This window comes from Halobellus marinus (genome assembly GCF_032113415.1).
In the GTDB taxonomy this organism is placed as follows: domain Archaea; phylum Halobacteriota; class Halobacteria; order Halobacteriales; family Haloferacaceae; genus Haloquadratum; species Haloquadratum marinus.
Genome location: NZ_CP134946.1, coordinates 255,001 through 271,495 on the forward strand (window position 1 = coordinate 255,001; position 16,495 = coordinate 271,495).

At 66.7% G+C, this 16,495-nt stretch carries 15 protein-coding genes; 6 read left to right on the plus strand and 9 right to left on the minus strand.

The features are described 5' to 3' along the window. The first annotated feature begins 60 nt into the window (after positions 1 to 60). The gene (locus RJT37_RS01260; RefSeq protein WP_313687132.1) at positions 61 to 1,155 is read left to right on the plus strand and encodes a DNA topoisomerase IV subunit A; all 1,095 of its coding nucleotides are present in this window, start codon (positions 61 to 63) and stop codon (positions 1,153 to 1,155) included. 28 nt (positions 1,156 to 1,183) lie between these two features. Here RJT37_RS01260 and ligA read toward each other — a convergent pair whose 3' ends face one another. After that, positions 1,184 to 2,968: an ATP-dependent DNA ligase LigA gene (ligA, locus tag RJT37_RS01265; protein WP_313687134.1), complete on the minus strand. Its 1,785-nt coding sequence runs from the start codon at positions 2,966 to 2,968 to the stop codon at positions 1,184 to 1,186. A gap of 123 nt (positions 2,969 to 3,091) precedes the next feature. Between ligA and RJT37_RS01270 the strand changes: the two genes are divergently transcribed. Further along, positions 3,092 to 4,624 carry a glutamate-cysteine ligase family protein gene (locus tag RJT37_RS01270; protein WP_313687136.1) on the plus strand — a complete coding sequence of 511 codons (1,533 nt, stop codon included), beginning with the start codon at positions 3,092 to 3,094 and terminating at the stop codon, positions 4,622 to 4,624. Between the two features lie 91 nt (positions 4,625 to 4,715). Here RJT37_RS01270 and psmB read toward each other — a convergent pair whose 3' ends face one another. Both psmB and RJT37_RS01280 read right to left on the minus strand, forming a co-directional pair. Further along, a complete protein-coding gene (gene psmB / locus RJT37_RS01275; RefSeq protein WP_313687138.1) occupies positions 4,716 to 5,447 on the minus strand; it encodes an archaeal proteasome endopeptidase complex subunit beta in 732 nt (243 codons plus the stop codon). Positions 5,448 to 5,576: 129 nt separating this feature from the next. Beyond that, the gene (locus RJT37_RS01280; RefSeq protein WP_313687140.1) at positions 5,577 to 5,759 is read right to left on the minus strand and encodes a hypothetical protein; all 183 of its coding nucleotides are present in this window, start codon (positions 5,757 to 5,759) and stop codon (positions 5,577 to 5,579) included. Positions 5,760 to 6,116: 357 nt separating this feature from the next. On the opposite strand from RJT37_RS01280, the gene RJT37_RS01285 reads away from it, so the two are divergent. Both RJT37_RS01285 and RJT37_RS01290 read left to right on the plus strand, forming a co-directional pair. Then, a complete protein-coding gene (locus RJT37_RS01285; RefSeq protein WP_313687142.1) occupies positions 6,117 to 6,506 on the plus strand; it encodes a DUF555 domain-containing protein in 390 nt (129 codons plus the stop codon). Between the two features lie 56 nt (positions 6,507 to 6,562). Further along, a complete protein-coding gene (locus RJT37_RS01290) occupies positions 6,563 to 7,105 on the plus strand; it encodes a CBS domain-containing protein (RefSeq protein WP_311171938.1) in 543 nt (180 codons plus the stop codon). 68 nt (positions 7,106 to 7,173) lie between these two features. Here the strand turns inward: RJT37_RS01290 and purM are convergent, their stop codons facing one another. Beyond that, a complete protein-coding gene (gene purM, locus RJT37_RS01295; RefSeq protein ID WP_313687144.1) occupies positions 7,174 to 8,172 on the minus strand; it encodes a phosphoribosylformylglycinamidine cyclo-ligase in 999 nt (332 codons plus the stop codon). A 348-nt stretch (positions 8,173 to 8,520) separates the two neighbouring features. On the opposite strand from purM, the gene RJT37_RS01300 reads away from it, so the two are divergent. Then, complete coding sequence (locus RJT37_RS01300; RefSeq protein WP_311171936.1) at positions 8,521 to 8,784, plus strand: DUF8028 family protein; 264 nt, start codon at positions 8,521 to 8,523, stop codon at positions 8,782 to 8,784. 66 nt (positions 8,785 to 8,850) lie between these two features. Here the strand turns inward: RJT37_RS01300 and RJT37_RS01305 are convergent, their stop codons facing one another. The 3 genes from RJT37_RS01305 to RJT37_RS01315 all read right to left on the minus strand — a co-directional run bounded on the left by RJT37_RS01305 (position 8,851) and on the right by RJT37_RS01315 (position 12,034). Then, positions 8,851 to 9,486, minus strand: a complete 636-nt coding sequence (locus RJT37_RS01305; RefSeq protein ID WP_313687146.1) for a zinc metalloprotease — start codon at positions 9,484 to 9,486, stop codon at positions 8,851 to 8,853. Next, positions 9,486 to 11,147, minus strand: a complete 1,662-nt coding sequence (locus RJT37_RS01310) for a TraB/GumN family protein (protein WP_313687148.1) — start codon at positions 11,145 to 11,147, stop codon at positions 9,486 to 9,488. Before RJT37_RS01310 ends, RJT37_RS01305 begins: the two co-directional genes overlap by 1 nt. A 104-nt stretch (positions 11,148 to 11,251) precedes the next feature. Beyond that, complete coding sequence (locus RJT37_RS01315; RefSeq protein ID WP_313687149.1) at positions 11,252 to 12,034, minus strand: VOC family protein; 783 nt, start codon at positions 12,032 to 12,034, stop codon at positions 11,252 to 11,254. An 89-nt stretch (positions 12,035 to 12,123) separates the two neighbouring features. Here RJT37_RS01315 and RJT37_RS01320 point away from each other — a divergent pair, with 89 nt between their 5' ends. Continuing rightward, positions 12,124 to 14,529 (plus strand): hybrid sensor histidine kinase/response regulator, encoded by a 2,406-nt coding sequence (locus tag RJT37_RS01320; RefSeq protein WP_313687150.1) that lies wholly within the window; start codon positions 12,124 to 12,126, stop codon positions 14,527 to 14,529. Positions 14,530 to 14,561: 32 nt separating this feature from the next. On the opposite strand, the gene RJT37_RS01325 is transcribed toward RJT37_RS01320, so the two are convergent. Both RJT37_RS01325 and RJT37_RS01330 read right to left on the minus strand, forming a co-directional pair. Further along, positions 14,562 to 15,398 (minus strand): RAD55 family ATPase, encoded by an 837-nt coding sequence (locus tag RJT37_RS01325; RefSeq protein ID WP_313687151.1) that lies wholly within the window; start codon positions 15,396 to 15,398, stop codon positions 14,562 to 14,564. Positions 15,399 to 15,422: 24 nt separating this feature from the next. Further along, positions 15,423 to 16,460, minus strand: a complete 1,038-nt coding sequence (locus RJT37_RS01330) for a beta-ribofuranosylaminobenzene 5'-phosphate synthase family protein (RefSeq protein ID WP_313687153.1) — start codon at positions 16,458 to 16,460, stop codon at positions 15,423 to 15,425. Positions 16,461 to 16,495: the final 35 nt, after the last annotated feature.

The following is a 16,495-nucleotide window of genomic DNA, read 5'->3' on the forward strand; positions in this document are numbered from 1 at the left end:
ACAACGAGCACGGAACTACCGGACCGACCACAACGAGCACGGAACTACGAACCTACCACAATGAGCACGAAATCGGACGACGACCTCGCACAGGAACGCCTCATCGACCTCGCCGCGGAGTTTTACGACCAGTTCGCGTCGGGGGAAGTCCCACGGATGGAGATCCCCACGCGGACGAAATCGAACATCGTCTTCGACGAGGACTCGAAGGTCTGGGTGTACGGCGACCGGACCTCGACGCGGTCGGCCAACAGCGTCCGCGGCGCACGGAAGCTCCTGAAGGCGGCGTACGCAATCGAGTTCCTCGTGAACCAACTGGAACAGGGTCGCTCCTCGACGTTGCGTGAGCTGTATTACCTCTCGGAGTCGTGGGACAACGAGGAGGCGCAGTTCTCCAGCCAGGACGAGTCGAACCAGCTCATCGAGGATCTGGAAATCGTCGCGGAGGTCACCCGCGAGGACTTCCATATGCGGCCCGAGGAGTCGGGCGCAACCCTGATGGGGCCGCTGGAGCTCCGCGAGCAGACCCGACGCGGCGAGCGGGAGATCCACTGTCAGGAGGACGTCGGCGAGGGCGGCTACCAGATCCCGAACAACCCCGACACGATCGACTTCCTGGACCACGACATCGACTTCGTCCTCTGTGTGGAGACCGGCGGGATGCGCGATCGGCTCGTCGAGAACGGCTTCGACGAGGAGTACAACTGCCTGGTCGTCCACCTGAAGGGTCAGCCCGCGCGGGCGACCCGGCGGATCACGAAGCGGCTCCACGACGAACTCGACCTCCCGGTCGTGGTCTTCACAGACGGCGACCCGTGGTCCTACCGGATCTACGGCTCGGTCGCGTACGGCTCGATCAAATCTGCGCACCTCTCGGAGTATCTCGCGACGCCGGAGGCGCGCTTCGTCGGCATCCAGCCGGAGGACATCGTGGAGTACGATCTCCCGACCGATCCCCTGGCGGATTCGGACATCAACGCCCTGGAGTCGGAACTGGAGGATCCGCGGTTCCAGACCGACTACTGGAGCGAGCAGATCGAACTCCAGCTCGACATCGAGAAGAAGGCCGAACAGCAGTCACTGGCGTCCCGCGGACTGGATTTCGTGACGGAAACGTATCTCCCCGAGCGGCTGTCGGCGATGGGCGTCGTGTAGTCCGGTCGTCGCTGGGCCGCGCTTCGTTCTATTCTCCGTCCGCGAGCCGCTCGACTCGTTCGAGGCTGTCGGCGTCGGCGGGCGATTTGTCGTCGCGCACGGTCACGAACCGGGGAAAGCGGAGCGCGTAGCCCGAGGAGTACGTCGGCGAGCGCTGGATCTCCTCGTAGCCGACCTCGAAGACGACCGCGGGCTCGATCGACACCGTCTGGCCCTCTTCGGTCACGACGTGCGGTTCCAGTCGTTCGGTCAGTGCTTCGAGTTCCTCGTCGGTGATCCCGGTCGCGACCTTCCCGATGGTCTGATACTCTCCGCCGTCGACCCGCGCCGACAGGAGAAACGTCCCGAGGAGGTTCGCGCGCCGTCCCTCGCCCCACTCCGCGCCGGTCACGACCAGATCGAGGGTCTCGACGTCCGGCTTCCGTTTCAGCCAGTTCCGCCCGCGCTTTCCCGGCGCGTACGTCGAGTCGGGATCTTTCAGCATCACCCCCTCGTGGCCCGCCGCGAGTGCGTCCTCCTCGATCACTTCGATCTCCGCGGGATCGTCCGTGATCGTCGGATCGGCGACGGCGTCGGTATCTCCGAGCAGGTCGTCGAGTCGGTCCAGCCGGTCGGTGAGCGGCGCGTCCAGCAGATCCTGGCCGTCGACGTGGAGGCAGTCGAACGCGCGGAGTTCCACGCGGACCTCCTCGCGCATCCGCTCGACGTCGTACTTCCGGCGGAACCGGCGGAGCACCTCCTGGAACGGCAGCGGCGTCCCCTCGCCGTCGACCGCAACGACCTCTCCGTCGAGAACGACCGGGACGTCGATAGCCGACTCGACGAACTCCACGACCTCCGGCAGTGGATCGGTGACGTCGTCCATATTCCGCGAGAAGAGCGCCGTCGTCTCGCCGTCGTAGTGCACCTGGACCCGTGCGCCGTCGAACTTCGTCTCCACGACCGCCTCGTCCCACGCCTCGATCGCCTCCGTCGCCTCGCCGGCCTGTGCGAGCATCGCCTGTACCGGGCGGCCGACCTCGAGGCCGATCGCGTCGAGTCCCTCGCGGCCCTCTTCGCGGGCGACGCGAGCGACCATTCCGTAGTCGTTCGAGACCTGCAGCGCGCGCTCGACCGTGGCGACCGCATCGTCGGTCTGGCGGGTGTGCTCCGCCTCGGCCCCACCGTCGTGCTCGGATGCATTGTCGTCGTCTTCGTCGACATCCCCGTCGCTTCTGCTGGTCTCCTCGTCTGAATCGAGATACGCGGCGGCGACGGCGTCCCGGACCGTCCCCTCGCCGACACCGATCCGCATCTCGCCGAGCACCATTCGGGCGAGAAACTTCGCTTCCGTCGGGGAGGCGCTGTTGAACAGCCCGAAGAGGATATCGAGCTGTCGACTCTCGCTTCCTTCGCCCGCGGCTGTCGCGATCGAACGGAGCCGTTCGTCGACCTCGGCGACGGAGAGGTCGCTTCCGGCGCTTCCCCCTCCGCTCTGTCCGTCGGTGAAGGCCCCGAGCCCGCGCTGGCCGCCGAAGTCGTAGCCCTCGGCAACGGCGCCGATCTCCCCGACAGCCGCGAGTTCGGCCTCCACGTCCGCGGCGTCGACGTTCGGCCCCGCGGCCTTGGCGATGGCCGCCTGAAGGAGGGCGGGGCCAATATCGAGTGTCGTCGGGTCCCAGGCAGGATAGACCCGTCCCAGAAGGAACCGCACGACGGTTGACAGATCTTCGTCGGTGTGGGCGAGGAGGTTTGCGACCGCCGCGATTGTCGCGAGGTCGCCCGGTTCCTCCTCTAAGTCGGCGGCGCGTGCGGCGAACTCGGCGAACTGCATCGGGCGCTCGTTTCGGCGCGTCGGACAAGAGTCCCCCGACTCGTCGCGGTGGCTCCGTCCGGGGAAGTGACTCCTAGTGCACGAAGCGCGGGATTGAAGACTTCCGATTGCCCACGATTGGCTATGACCGAGGACCTGGCGGCGTCGGTCCGGGACGCACTCGCTGTCGACGTTGAGGAGTTCGAGGCAAAAGCGCGGACGGAGGCCGATATGGTGAAGTCCGAACTCCACGAGGGGACGTTCGACAACCACCAGTCGATCGTGGGACTCGAGTACGAGTTCTACGCCGTCGCCGACGGCCGGTGGGAAGCGTCCGACGACGCGGGTATCTATGCGCTGATGCGTGTACCGCGGCGGCTCCTGGAACTCATCGGTTTCGAGAAGGAACTGGGCCTCCACAACGCCGAGATGACGACCAACCCACAGCCGCTGAACCCCGACGGCCTGCGGGCCCAGGCGTCGGAGGTCCGCGCCCGCCTCGCGGCGGCGCAGGAATGTACGAGCGCCGAGGGAATCCGGCTGGTGAGCGACGGGATGTGGACGATTCCCCCGGCCGCCGAGACTGCCAGCGGTTACCTGACCGACAGCGTCGAGGCCGAGGGCGTCCGGATCGCGACGAATATGAGCGGCTCCGAGCGGTATCACGCGATGGCGAACGGTCCCGCCGCGCCGGAGGAGATGACCATCGACGCGCCCAACGTCTCACTCTCGGCCGATACGGTGATGCCCGAGTCGCTCATCACCTCGATCCAGCCGCACTACCAGGTGGCTCACGCCGCCGACCTCCCGACGTACTTCAACTACGCGCTCCGGGTCGCCGGGCCGCTTCTGGCGCTGGCGACGAACTCCCCGTTTTTCCCGCCGGACCTCTACGACGACGTCGGGGCCGGAAAGATTCTCGCGGACGGCTACGCCGAGAACCGGATCCTGGTCTTCGAGTCGGTACTCAACAACGACGGCGTCGAGAAGGTGCGCTTCCCGCAGGACCTCGACAGCGTCGAGGAGGCCGTCGACCGGGTCGCCGGCGACGCCACGGTCGTCCCGATGCCGGTCCCGACGGGGAACCGCTTCGACGACGAGTTCGCGACCCTCCGCCGCAAGCACGGCACCTACTGGCGCTGGGTGCGTCCGGTGTTCGACGGCGCGTCCCGCTCGTCGGCGAACGCCCGTATCGAGTTCCGGCCGATCGCCGCACAGCCGACCGTTCGGGACTCGCTCGCGTTCCAGGCTACCTTCGCCGGGTTGATGGAGAGCCTCCCGCGCCGCCAGCACCCCGCGACCGACCAGCAGTGGTCGACCGCCCGCGAGAACTTCTACGCCGCGATGCGGGGCGGCCTCGACAGCGGCCAGCGGTGGATCTGCAACGACGGCGCCGAGACCGTCGAGACGGAGCGAGTGTACGAGGACATCTTCGCACACGCGATCGACGGGCTCACGGCCGCCGGGTGTTCGGAATCGGAGGCCGAGCGGCACGTCGAACCGCTCAGAGCGCGGGTGGAACGGGGGACGACGCCGGCCGACTGGAAGATCGCCCGCGTCAGAGAGTACCTCGCCGACGGCGCGGCCTTCGAGGACGCCGTCTGGGAGATGCAGCGCGACTACGTGCGGAATCAGCGGGAGACGCTTCTGGACGGATCGTTTACGGACTGGCTCTGAAAACAGGGGTTCGGCCACGTCCCGGTACGGTTCGTGCCGCGATTCCGACTGTTCGGGAGAAATCGACCGCGCTCAACCGCAGCGGCGCGCTTTACAGGAGCTCCTCGAAGTCCTTGTGCTGGGTGATCTCGACGCCTTCCTCGGTGACGACACAGACGTTCATCCCGTTGCCGGACGCGAGGTCGCGCTCGACGGCGCTGTCGATCGCGTGGGCGGCGACGCTCTTTGCCTCCTCGATCGACAGTTCCTCGTCGTACTCCTGTTCGAGGACACCGAGAGCGTACTGGCTGCCCGACCCGGTGACGGTGTACTCCTCTTCGAGGATCGAGCCGGCGGGATCGATGCTGTAGATATGAGGTCCTTCTTCGTCGACGCCGCCGAGGATCGGCTGGACGATGAAGAACGCGCCCGACCGCAGGAAGTTCCCGAGGAGCGTCGACAGCGCCTGCATACTCATATCCTCGCCGCGTCGGGCCTCGTAGAGACGGACCTCAGCGCGGATGGAACTGATAAGGGACTGGGCGGCCGAGACCGACCCCGCGATGGTCAGTGCGCCCCTGGGGTGGATCTCCTCGACCTTCTGGACGTTCTTCGAGGACACCATCCGTCCGAGGCTGGCGCGCATGTCCGTCGCGAGGACGACCCCCTCGGACGTTTTCAGCCCGACGGTGGTCGTCCCGGTCTTCGTCTCCTTGTCGCTCATCTGCTCTGCACGGTGTTCCGCGTTGGTGAACTCGCCGAGTTCTGGCGAGAACACGTCAGCGTGCTCGCCGTTCAGCGGATCGAGACGTCCCGAGGCGTCGTCGCTCGTGGGGGTACGCATTACCTGGGGTAGTTGCCCGCCGCAGATAAATGCCACCCTTCCCTCCGGGGTTGCCCGTATCGGTGTCTTCCATTCCTAGACAGGGGACTACGGGTCCGTCGACCCCGCGGAAAAAGCGTCGGCGTCCAGTCAGCGGTGACGGCGGTGGCCGTCCGTGCGTTCGTAGGTCCGTTCGGCGGTCTCGATCAGCGTGCGGACCGGGAGCGTCAGCCCCAGTCGTCGCGCGAACAGCGCGATCGGCATCGCCAGGATACCGAAAAGCAGCGTCGTCTGGTACAGCAGGAAGGCCGCGCCCCGGTGCAGGTCATTCATCATCGGCTTGCTCGGTCAGGAGCGACGGGAGTATATAACTCTTTCCGGCCGTCGATCGGAATAGCGTCGACGCTGTGATGCGGTTCTACTTGCTGGTCCGGTCCGACGACCACCGAAGTCGACTGGGTCGATTGGTGTCGTAAGAGCGCAGTCATTTGCACCGCTCGTTCGCATAAGTTATGAGCAGTATCGACGTGGCGTACGCGCTCGGCGACCCTCCCGAACGGACGTCTGGCGATTCCCCCGGAAGCACCTGTGGCGAGCACTTCGTCACGCCGAGCTGACGCAAACCGACTGTATCCATCTCCGACACGCGCAAACCACAAGACACGAAACCCCACGGCACGTCGAGAGCGTATGAGCAACTATCTCGTCGCGATGGAGGCCGCGTGGCTGGTCCGCGACGTCGAGGACATCGACGACGCGATCGGCGTCGCTGTCAGCGAGGCCGGCAAGCGACTGAACGACAAGAACAAGGAGTACGTCGAGGTCGAAGTGGGGGCGACGCCGTGTCCCGCCTGCGGAGAGCCGTTCGACTCGGCGTTCATCGCCGCCAACACGGCCCTGGTCGGTCTCGTCTTAGAGATCGACGTGTTCAACGCCGACAGCGAGGAACACGCCTCCCGCATTGCGAAAAGCGAAGTCGGCGGCGCGCTTCGGGACGTCCCGCTCTCCGTGATCGAAGTGATCGAGACCGAGGCCGACGAGGAGGACGAGGACGACACCCGGGTCTACTCCGACGAGTGACCCCGCGAGCGGGACGCGCCCGAAACACTTTCGTATAACTTCGGGTAATTAGCAGTATGGAGCTCCCGACCCCGGAGGATCTGCGGCAGCGTCGCACGGAGTTAGACCTGACCCAGAGCACCCTCGCAGAGACAGCCGGCGTCTCCCAGCCGCTCATCGCGCGGATCGAGGGCGGCGACGTCGACCCACGGCTGTCCACGCTTCGGCGAATCGTCAACGCCCTCGAGGAAGCCGAGGGCGGCATCGTTCGCGCCGACGACCTGATGAACGAGAACGTCGTGAGCGTCGCGCCAGACGATTCGGTCCGCTTCGCGCGGGACGTGATGCTCGATGAGGGGTTCTCGCAGTTGCCCGTCATCCGCGACGGCCGGCCGGTCGGCCTCATCTCCAACAGCGACATCCGGCACGCCCAGGAGGGCGAAGACGTCGGCACGCTGCCGGTCGCCGACGTGATGCGCGAATCCGTCACGACCGTCGAGCGGTCGGCAACGCTCGAAGAGATCGACGCGGCGCTGGATCACCACTCGGCCGTGCTCGTGGTCGAAGGCGGCGAGACGATCGGGATCATCACCGAAGCCGACGTCGCCGCCCACCTGTAGCGGCGCCGTCGACAGAAGAAATAAGGCGAGGCCTCGGGGCTTGACTCCGAGGGACTTCACCGCCGCACTCAGAGTTCCAGTCCGCGGATCGAGACTCCTTCTCCCGCCTCGACGCGACCGATCACGCGGCCGTCGGTCGCGTCGGCCAGCGCTTCTGCGTCGTCGGGAGCGAGCGCACAGACGAAGCCCGTACCCATATTGAACGTCCGGTGCATCTCCTCGTCGGAGACGTTCCCCTCCGACTGGACGAACTCGAAAACCGGCTGCGGAGCGAAAGCGTCGTCGACGACGTAGCGGTGATTGCCCAGCCGTTCGAGGTTCGTCCAGCCGCCACCGGTGACGTGGGCGGCGGCCCTGACGTCGTGTTCCCGCATCGGATCGAGTAGGTGGGTATAGAGCCGCGTCGGTTCGAGCAGCGCCGCGCCGAGCGTGTCGTACTCGCCGAACGGACAGGGATCGGTGTACTCGTAGTCGCGCGTGACCGCGGTCCGCGCGAGCGTCAGGCCGTTCGAGTGGATCCCCGAGGAGGGGAAGCCGACCAGCGCGTCGCCCGGTTCGGCCTCGCCAGCGAAGATAGCGTCCTTCGCGGCCAGGCCGGCGCAGGTCCCCGCCAGATCGAGCCCCTTGATCACCTCCGGCATCACAGCCGTCTCGCCGCCGACGAGTTCGAGGTCGGCTTCGTCGGCGCCGGCGCGGAGCCCCTCGCCGATCTGCTCGGAAAACGTCTCGTCGGGTTCGTCCACAGCGAGGTAGTCGACGAACGCGACCGGACGGACGCCGGCGGCGACGAGGTCGTTTGCGTTCATCGCGATGCAGTCGATCCCGACCGTCGAGTAGTCGGAGAGCGCCTCCGCGACGAGCAGTTTCGTCCCGACGCCGTCGGTCGCGAGCGCGAGATAGCGGTCGCCGATATCGAGCAGGCCGGCGTAATCGCCCTCGCTCTCGCCGACCGCGCCGATCAGCGCCGCCGTCGCCGCCTCACTCGCTTCGATGTCGACACCCGCCTCGGCGTAGGTCAGTTCTTCCCCGTCGGATCCTGTGCCGCCGTCAACCGCCTCCTCGGTCATATCCGAATTCCCGCGGCCGAGGGAGAAAATACGTCCGGTCTCGGACGCGAGGCGGTCGATCGGGGATCGGTGCCGAGCGTCTACGCCTCACAGCGTCGACGACGTCTTGCCGCCCGCGTCTCCGGGGACCGACGACCGCGGATTCGAAACTGGTGGCCAGCAGGGGCCGATAGCTCACCGAATCCGAGTTACAGTTTTAGAAGACGTTTTAAACTTTATCGGCCGTTCAGAGAGAGTATTAAAACATCGGTAAAAAGTCTATAACCCCCGATAAACCGTCACGAAACGACTGAACGCTCTGGGCATTATATGTGGTTGTCTCTCCTATGGGGTAGTGAGGCGAAACAGATGTCAAGTGTCCCCCGCTCCCTCGAGTCCTCCCTCGAACGTGACTCCCTCCGTCGCGGCTTTAGCGTCGCAAACACCGCAGTCAGAACGAGCCTCCAGGGTCTCACAGTCGTGAGCTTCTGGGCTGCGATCGTCCTCCCCTTCACGTACTTCCCGCTGCTTTTGGGCGGGCTGACCGGCGGAGAGCTGTTCCTCTTTGTCGCCCTCGTCGCGATCAACGCCCTCGCGTTCGTCCTCGGCCACGACTACGATCCCTCCCCGTAGCTGGCGTGAACGAACGGTCGTAACGGCCTTGCGTTCTCTCAACGTCCGACGAACGACGGCTCCGCCCTAGAAGCCGAACCCGACGACAAAGGCGCCCGCAGTGAGAAGTATCGCGGGCACGAAGAACGCCACGAAGACGGATTTACTCCAGCCGAGCACGGTCTTCCCGTCGAGCGGGCCGAACGGGAGCATATTGAACGCCGCCAGGAAGAGGTTGATTATGAGCCCGCGTGACCCGACGAGCGCCAGGAATTCGGCACCGACCGTGGTGCCGATCAGAAACACCGGCAGGAAGATCGCCGCGAGCACGGCGTTCGTCGCCGGACCGGCCAGCGCGATGAGGCCGTGTTCGCGCGCGGTCAGCCGTCCCCGGTGGTGGACAGCGCCGGGAGCCGCGAAGATGAACCCGGCGAGGGCGCTCACCACCGCGAGAAACAGCATTCCGTAGTCGGCGCGGAACTCCGCGACCTGCCCGAACCGAACGGCGACGACCTTGTGGGCGATTTCGTGGAAAAGAAAGCCGACGCCCGCTGACAGCAGGCTGACGAGCACGGGGCCGACGATTCCCCCTTCGAGGATACCGAGCACCGCGCGCTGGCCCCCGCCGGCGAAGAAGAGCGCGAACGCGACGCCGAGAGCGATCCACGCGGCGGCGAGATCCCGGATTTCCCGGGAGCTAAACGAGAGGTTGGCGACGTCCATTACGCCACCGACCCCCAGAGGATCTCCCAGCCGTTCCGTGCGCCCTCGAAGAGCAGTCGCGTCACGCCGGCCGCCCCGCCGAGATCGAGGGCGAAAAGCGGCAGCAGGTACGCGACGAACAGCGCCGAGGCGACGATGCTCCCGATGTTCGTCGCGGCGACGACGATGATGAGGCGGAACAGCGGCACCGAAAACATCTCCTCGACGAGGTCGCCGATCGGCTTCTCCTCGTCGGCCAGGAGGTCGTTGAGCGTGCTGATGTCGGAGATGTTCACCGGATCGTGCCGGAGTTCCATATAGCCCGCGAACCAGCCTGGTGCCAGAAACGGATTGATCGACGTCATCCACGCCACCGCGCCGCCGACGATCGAGGAGGACCACCGCGCGCCCGCGGCCTTCGCCAGCCCCGCGGCGAACAGCCCGTTGACGAGGAACCACGCGCCGAACAGTCGGAGCAGGGTGTCGTCGCCGGCCGACGACAGCGCCAGGAGCACGAAGAAGCCGATCACCACCACCGAGATGGCAGTGCCGACGACCTTCCCCCACGGGATCCCGCCGCCGTCCGTTCCCGTCAGCGAGGCCATCGGCGGGAGTTCCTCGGGGTGCTCCAGATAGCGTTCGATCCCCTCGCGGTGGCCCGCGCCGACGATCGCCAGCACGTCTGCGCCTGACTGCCGGAGCGCGACCAGTTTGTACGCGATGAACGCGTCCCGTTCGTCGATGAGCGCCGCTGCGCCACCGGGCGAGAACTGCCGGAACTCCTCCATCATCGCGGTCACGACGTCGGTGTCGGTCATCCGCGACATGTCGAGCTCTTCGACGTCGTCGACCTCCGCGGCCCCGAATACCGCCGCGAACTGGCCGATGACGCCACCGACGAACAGGCCGCCGACGATCCCGACCGCCATACTCCCCACGACGCGGACGGTGAAATCGCCCAGCGCGTCGACGACCGGTGCCGCGAGTCCGAAGCCGACGCCGCCGATCCCGCCGATCGCAATCCCGGCCGCGAGCGCTGCGAGCAGCCGATCCTCCGTCGAAAGTACCGAGGAGCCGAAGACCCAGATCGCGGCGGCGACGCCGACGGCGACGACGACGCCGCCCGTAATCCGCGAGAGGAGGGGAAGACCCAGCCCGACGCTCCCGCCGAAGATCGCCACGAGCGGGCCGAGTAACACGCCGAGGATGACTCCGCCGGCGAGGCCGACACCCCGACTGTCGCCGATGCCGAACGCCAGGCCGCCGATCATCTGCAGTTTCTCGACGAAGCTCATCCGCGACCAGAACCGCCGCATCGTCTCGTTGATGTCGCGGTCCACGAGCGCGACGTCGATGCCGAGGTCCTCGGCGGTCTCGACGGCGGCGAGCATATCCGCACCGGGCGTTACGTCGAACCGGTCGCCCAGGCGCGCCTGCACGTACGACAGCATCCAGTAGGCGATGAACTGAAATACCGTGTTGCCGCTGAGGAGGTCACCGGGCTCGATGTCGTCCGGCTCGCCGCCTTTTAATTGGCGGTACCGCCCCTCGTCGAGTTCGACGGCGACGACGTCGGGACGCTCGGCCTCGATCGTCTCCTCGACCTCGCGGACGCTCTCCTCGGAGACGTGTGCCGTCCCGACCACGCGGACGCGACCTTCCCCGGCCGCTTCCTGACTCATTTGACTCCCCTACCGCGTCACGGCTTTTACCGCTGTCGGAGCGGCTGTTACGCCGTGGTCGTCCGCGAGGCGGACCGTCCATCAGGGAGCGGGAGTTCTCTCTACTACTGCCCCGGCCGGAGAAACGTCAACACGTGGCCGTCGTCGTCAACCACCCGGAGACCGCCGTCGACGGGGTACGGCCCCGTCCGCCAGGGCGCGCCCGCCTCGACCGCCGCGTCGGGGTTGGTGGTCTCGAACGCCAGGTCCACGTGGAGCCCGCCGCGGCCGTCGGCGATTCCCAGTTGCGGCTCCCACAGTTCGAGATCGACCGGCCCCGAGAGCCGGACCCGCCGCCGTTCGTCGCCGCGGTCGACGACCTCGAAGCCGAGCCGTCGGTAGCGCTCCTCGGCGGCCGCGAGATCGATCACCTCCAGCACCACCTCGAAGATTCCCGTGAGTGGGGGTGCCGCTCCGGTGGCTGGGTCGTCGCCCTCTCCGGTTCCGTCGCTCCCGCCGTGTTCGTGCGCTCCCGCACCGCTGCGATCAACGCTCCCGATCTCCACGCAGTGGCCCGCGGGATCGTCGACGTACAGGGAGTCGGTTGTGCCGAAAGAGAACTCGACGGGGTCGAGATCGGCCAGTCGCTGCACCCATCGGCTGTAGGCCGCCGGGGTCGTCGCGAACGCGTAATGGGTGTGAACCCCGCCGCGCGGTCGATCGGTCGGCCGACGGAGGCGGAGCGTCGTCGCTCCGACCGCATAGTCGGCGGCCTCCGCCCCGGTATCTGTCGACGCCGCGTCGCCGTCGCCTGTCTGTGGAGCAAGTCCCAAGCGTTCCTCGTAAAACGCGCGGGCCGAATCGAGATCCGCGACTTCGAGTCCCAGCCGACGGAGCGCCGTGAGCATACCCGACAATCGAACGCGAGGGCCAAAGAGCTACGGCCCTCGCTTGCACCGGTGCGAAGGTATTTTTATCACGTTTCTCTACACGGAGTATGGCCGAGACGGGGATCGGGGATCTCTCTGCGGAGTTCGCCGACGAGATCCGGGTCCTGCACCTCGACGACGATCCCGCGTTCGTCGATCTGACCGCCTCGTTTCTGACGCGGATCGACGAATCGTTCGCTGTGGAGACCGCCACGAGTCCGAGTGAGGCACTCGGCCGGTTCGAATCGACCGCCTTCGACTGCGTCGTCAGCGACTACGAGATGCCCGAGATGAACGGGGTCGAACTACTCGAACGGATCCGAAACCTCGATCCGGAGATCCCGTTCGTGCTCTTCACCGGCAAGGGCTCCGAGGAAGTCGCAAGCGACGCCATTTCCGCCGGCGTAACCGACTACCTCCAGAAGGAGACCGGGACAGACCAGTACACCGTCCTGGCGAACCGGATCAAAAACGCCGTCGAACAGCACCGCTCTCGGCGGGCGCTGGCCGAGAGCCAAAAGCGGCTCTCGAAGTTCATCGAGCAGTCGCCGCTGGGCACCATCGAGTACGACGAGTCGTTCGAGATCGTGCGGGTAAACGAGGCCGCAACGGAGATCACCGGCTACGACGTCGACGAACTCGTCGGCGGGACGTGGCTGCCGATCGTCCCCGAGGAAGAAAAGCGCCACGTCGCCGAGGTAGAGCGGCAACTGCTGGCGGATCAGGGCGGCTACCACAGCGTCAACGAAATCGTCCGGAATGACGGCGAACGGCGGCTCTGCGTGTGGCACAACCACGTCGTCACCGACGAGGACGGCGAGGTCATCACCATCTTCTCGCAGTTCGAGGACGTGACCGAGGAACGGCGTCGGCAGGCGGAGCTCCGTCGATCGAGCGCCGTGCGCACGTCGCTCTTCGAGACGCTTCCGGTCGGCATCCTGGTGGAAGACGAAACCCGCTCCGTACTGCGGATCAACGAGCGGCTGCTCGAGCTGTTCGAGTTGTCCGGATCTCCCGAGGAGATGACCGGCGCCGACTGCGAGGCGTTCGCGTGGGAGGTGAGCGACCGCCTCGAAGATCCGGAGGGGTTCGTTTCGGAGATCAATCGCCGCATCAGAGGTGGAGAACCCGTCTGGAACGACGAGGTGGTGTTCGACGACGGGCGCACGCTCGAACGGAACTACCGCCCGATCGAACTGCCGGAAGGCAAAGGCCACCTGTGGGTGTACTACGACGTCACGGACCGCACGGAACGCGCCGAGCGGCTCGAAGCGCTCAACGGAACGGCACGTGAGCTGATGGCGGCAGAAACCCGCGAGGAGGTCGCCGAGATCGGCGTCGAGGCGGCGGCATCAGTGCTGGGCCTCGATGCGAACGCGATCCATCTCCACGAGGACGGGGCGTTGGTTCCGATCGCCGCCACCGATGAGGTCTTCGATCTGATCGGGGAAGTGCCGACGTTCACCGGCGACGAGAGCATCGCGTGGCGCGTGTTCGAGCAGGGCGAGCCGACCGCCATCGACGACATCCGAACGGACGAAGACCAGTATAATCCGGAGACGCCGATTCGGAGCGAACTGCACCTCCCGCTCGGCGAGCACGGAATCCTGATCGCCGGGTCGTCGACGCCCGATGCCTTCGACGAAGCTGATGTGGTGCTCGGCGAACTCCTCTCGGTGACGCTCGCAGCCGCGCTCGAACAGGTCCAGCGGACCGGCCGGCTCCGCGAGCGTGAGCGGGAACTGACCCGACAGAACGCCCGGTTACAGGAGTTCGCGAGCGTCGTGTCTCACGACCTCCGCAATCCGCTGAGCGTGGCAAAAGGCGGGCTGGAACTCTTCCGGGAGTCCTGCGACAGCGACGACCTCGACCGGGTCGCCCGCGCTCACGAGCGGATGGAGACGCTGATCGAGGACCTCCTGACGCTCGCTCGCGACCGCGAAACGGCCGTCGAGTTGGTCTCGATCGATCTGGCGCCGTTCGTCGAGCAGACCTGGAACAACGTCGATACGACCGGGGCGACGCTCGATGTCACAGGAGACGTCACGATCCGTGCCGACGAGACGCAACTCAGGCAGTTGCTGGAGAACCTCCTCGGTAACGCCGTCGAACACGGGTCGACGAGCCCCCTTTCGGACGCTCAGGGGGACGCCGGCGAAGACGGTTCGACGGACCCTCCTTCCGACGCTCAGGGGGACGCCGTCGAACACGGAGGTGAGGAAACGACGGTGACGGTCGGTCTCCTTTCGGACGAGCCCGGGTTCTACGTCGAGGACGACGGACCCGGAATCCCGGCCGAGGATCGCGACCGCGTCTTCGAGTACGGCTACTCGACGACGGACGATGGCACGGGGTTCGGGCTGTCGATCGCCAAGCAGTGCGCCGAGGCCCACGGATGGGATATCCACGCGACCGACGGGACCGACGGGGGCGCGCGGTTCGAGATCCGCGGCATCGACGTCGTCGAGGAGTGAAGCACGCGGGGTCAGAGACGCCTCTCCCCGCTTCAGCGGATCTTCCGCACGTCACTCACGTCGAATCCGCCCTCGTGGATCTCCGTCTCGAAGCGGACGATGTTCTCGCGTTCGATCTGCGAGAGCACGCCCTGGAACTCCTGGACGACCATCGTCCGGGCGCGCTTCGAGCCCCCGGACTCCCACTCGAAGGTGAGGGTCCCGTCGGCGGCGTCCATCAGATGGCCCAGCTGGGTGGGTTCGAGCGTCGCCCGGCTGACGTACGCGAGGATGAGCCCACCCCAGCCGTGTGCAGCCTTCGCGAGTCCCCGAACCAGCATCGCGATGTCGTTCCACGTCATCTCGTCGGAGATGCCCGCCACGAGATCCGTGATCGAATCGATGGCGACGAGGTTCCCCGCCGCGTGGCGGTTGAGATACTGTCCGAGTGCCGTCAGGACGTCCGTGCGGCCCTCCGTGCCGCTCAGATCGCGGAGGGCGGTCGTCTTGCCCATATACCACTGCCGCGGGACCGGGCTCAGCTGGAAATACTCGGGGGAGAAGTCGCGGACCGTGACGCGGTCGACCGCCGCGGAGACGAGGTCGTCCTCCAGCACGTAGGAGATCTCCCGGCGGATGTTCGACTCGTCGTCGGTGAACGAGAGGTAATGGACCTCCGGCGGGAGCGTGGCGTCCTCGTGGAGGTCGCCGTAGTGGAGGTCGAAAAGCTCCCGGTCGGTGTGAGCGACCGCGTTCATCGTCACGCTCGTGTACATAAACTCCCTCGCGCCGGCGCCGGGTTCGCCGACGAGGAGCACTACTGTCCCGGGTGGGGCGCCGCCGTCGACGACGCCGTCGAAGCGGGAGACGCCAAACGGGATGCGATCCATACCGAAGCGTCGCCTCCGGCGCCGTTAATCGTTTCGGGCGCTCCGACCCGTATCTCCCGCCGAAATCCCGGTGAGATCAACTGTAGCGCCGTCGTTGCGGCCGGCGACGACACGCACCTCGCCGTCCAGGCCCGCGGCGTCGAGCGCGGACTCTCCGGCGTCGCGGGCCGCCGCCGCACGGTCGCGGTCGGTGACGGCGTATACGCACGGACCCCAAGAGGACTGGCCGACACCGTAGCACGCGGGGTGATCGCCGAGTGCGTCCACGACGCGATCGACCGGCGACCGGTAGACGCCGCCCTGCTCGTCCGTGTACCACTGCCCGTTCAGGCGCCCGATGGTCTCGACCGCCGCACCGAAGCGCACTGCGTCCTCTTCGGCGACTGCCGGCAGTAGTCGGCGGGTCACCTCGCCCGCGATCCGGTCGGCGACCCCCGGGTCTGCCTGCTGGATTACCGCGCGGATGCTCCCGTCCTCGTCGTCGCCGTTGCGTCCCGGTTCGACGTCGGGCACGACGAGCAGAAACCGCCACTCGTCCGGTATCGCCCGCCGGACGCTGACCGCTGGCACCTCCCACGCGCCGTCAGCCGGCCGATCGGGCGTAAACCGTGCCGACGGGTGACCGCCGTCGACGACGAACCCGCCGCGGCGGAAGGTCCCGACGCCGACACCCGACCGCCCGCCCCGACCGAGTTCCGGCGCAAGCCGTCGGATGTCCGGATCGCGGCCGTACGCGCGGCCGATCGCTTCGAGGAGCGACAGCGCGAGTTTCGTCCCGCTGCCGAGACCGACGTGCCGCGGGAGCGCCGATTCGACGCGAACCGCGGCACCCGGAACGTCGAGAATCTCGACCACACGTTCGGTGTACTGGGGGATCGCGGCTATGGGTCCTCCTCCGGTCGTATCGCGACACTCGACACTATCCGCAGGCTCGGCGACGACGACGGTTCGGGGCTCGTCGAGGGCGACTCCGAGGCTGCCGTAGAGGCGCTCGTGTGCCAGACTCAGGTTCTGGAAGCCGAAGTGGAGTCGGCCGCCGGCCGCGACGCGGGCGCGTCTCATCACTATCCGCTACCGGGAGCGGGCGGTTGGGGATT